Origin of the sequence: Acinetobacter sp. AND/436, assembly GCF_049546925.1 — a bacterium.
Taxonomy (GTDB): Bacteria; Pseudomonadota; Gammaproteobacteria; order Pseudomonadales; family Moraxellaceae; genus Acinetobacter; species Acinetobacter indicus.
In genome coordinates, this window is sequence record NZ_JBMXBO010000032.1 from 1 (window position 1) to 2382 (window position 2382).

A 2382-nucleotide genomic window follows, 5' to 3' on the forward strand; every position below is an offset into this window, starting at 1 on the left:
CTAGAGGATTTAAGAATCATTGCAAGCCCCAATTCACTTTATTTTTCACGTATGTATCTTTTTTCTACGAAACAGCTAAAAAAACCGGTTTTTCACTTATTTTTTGCACAATTCAAAAGAAAAAATCCCGCGAACGGGATTTTTTGCTGTCTTTCTTTTTATCTTATTCAGTAAATTTCTGCGTGCTGTAATCCGCTGTTGGCAATTTACCGAGCGCTTTTTGTCCGGTTGTTCCCGGTAAACGCTCCACATATTGTAAAAACGCTTCGGCATAATCAAGGCCCACATCCATACGGCGCTCGCCTGTCACCTCTTTCATGCTGCTATAGTAGTCCTGTCCATTGGCCAGGAAGTCGATAGTCACCACTTTATAGGTTCGATCCAAGACCAGTGCTTCATAACTACCGCTTGCATTACGCACTTCCAGCTGGCTAATACGCTGCCCTTTGGCCTGGGTTAAATCTACCTGCCAACGTAAACCTCCAGTATATGGATAACTGCCGGTATTTCTCTGCTCGACCACACCGCTAATCGCATCTTCCAGCGTGGCTTTAATTTCTGCACCAGTCATATCCAAACGGACCAGTGTATTTTTAAATGGCAGTACCTGATAGATTTTCTCTACGGTGACTGGACCTGCCGCGACATCCACACGCACCCCACCACCATTCTGGAATGACAGATCGGCATCAAAGTACACTTTACCTTGTTGCAAGAAGGCTTCGGCAATCATCTGCTGAATATCGCCGCCATGAGCAATGACATGCGGATTCTGGTTACAGATATCGCCCAGACTAGAACGGCTGGTATCGCGCTGCGTCCCCGGTACACGGCGTAAACACAGGTTATCGGTTGCCTGAGCCACCACCGTGCTGGCAAAATTCTGTTTCTGTTGTTGATATGGCAGCAGCACATTTAAGGTCGCGGTATATGGGCTGACCACCTGCATCGGAATATTCGCCGCTTTAAAACGCTCCAGCAGCGCCGCCTGTTCGGTTGCATTTAAGGCTTCAAACTGTTTGCTCTCGGTATTTTCACGCTTAAAGTCATCGCCCACTAAAATGTGCGGTGTACCACTACACTGTTCCACCTGACCTTGCGGATTGAACCTGACCTTTAAATCACCCACTACATAGCTGTACTGCCAGGCCTGGGCAATACAGACCAGATCACCATCTTTATTTCGCGCTTGGGTCGGATACGCACCACTCGGACTCAGGCCGACCGCCTCTAAACTGTCCGGACCTAATAAGGTATGTGAATCACCGCCAACAATTACATCAACATCAGTTAAAGCCGCAGCCAGTTGCTGATCCAGGGCAAAACCGGTATGGGTTTGCAGGATAATCTTGTGAATACCCTGAGCTTTCAGGCGATCAATTTCCTGTTGAGCCGCTTCAATTTCATTGGCAAACGTAGTGTCACTGTTCGGCTGAGAGGCATTTTTGGTTTTATCAGCAATGGTCAGGCCAATAATGGCAAACTTTTCACCGTCACGTTCAAATATAAAAGACTTTTCAATGCGCTGGGTCTGATACAGCGGCGAAGATGGGCCGAAATTCACATTGGCCGATACAATACGGGTTGATGTGGCACAGTTACCGGCATCCAGATAGTTAATAAATTTCTGTAGGCCTGCATCTTTGGCATCAAATTCATGGTTACCCAGCACAAAACTGTCAAAGCAGACCGTATTCATGGCATCTGCATCGGCCTTACCTTCAGAAAGGTTAAAGTATAGATCGCCAGTAATCGCATCCCCACTGTGTAGTTTGATCACATTCGGATATTCCTCTGCCAGACGGTTGATTAAACCGGCGACACGGGCAAAACCACCCCGGCTGACGCTATAATTTTCTTCCTCAGCCCCTTGTGCCAGGCTAAAGTTCCAGTGCTCTTCATCTAAATGGGAGTGATGGTCATTGATATGCAGAATATTCAGTTCAACGGCTTTGCCCTCGACTACTGGCGTCGGTGCAGCAGTATGACGGTCATTATCCCCGCAGGCTGTCATAAAAACAGAAAGACAGGCTATTGATAATATGGTTTTTTTATTCAATACGTTCATCTGGCAATTACCCTGAGACTCAGTGTTTTAATCGGAATTGTCTGATTGAGTCTGTGGCCTGAACATGTAAGACAGATGAAAAAACGATCAAGATTTCATGACAATAGTTAAACCCGTTCGCGAATATGCTGCATGACTTCTAAGACCAGTGCCTGTTTACCGCGATAATCTTCGGCAGCAAACAGCAGTCTGGCTTTGCGCGGCAGTTGCTCGTGAATCAGGGCAAATAGCTGATACATGGCCGACAGCTCTAATTGCTCAAACAGTGTCTTGACCGGTTGATAGGCAAACTGCTTTTCACTTTGCGGCTGATA

The 2382-nt window shown here is 46.6% G+C and carries 2 protein-coding genes; both read right to left on the reverse strand.

Features of this window, described 5'->3' with window-relative positions:
• Positions 1-163: 163 nt before the first annotated feature.
• The gene (locus ACPEPR_RS13725) at positions 164-2068 is read right to left on the reverse strand and encodes a bifunctional metallophosphatase/5'-nucleotidase (RefSeq protein ID WP_423562554.1); all 1905 of its coding nucleotides are present in this window, start codon (positions 2066-2068) and stop codon (positions 164-166) included.
• Between the two features lie 107 nt (positions 2069-2175).
• On the reverse strand, positions 2176-2382 hold a 207-nt coding region (locus ACPEPR_RS13730), incomplete at its 5' end, for a hypothetical protein (protein ID WP_423562555.1).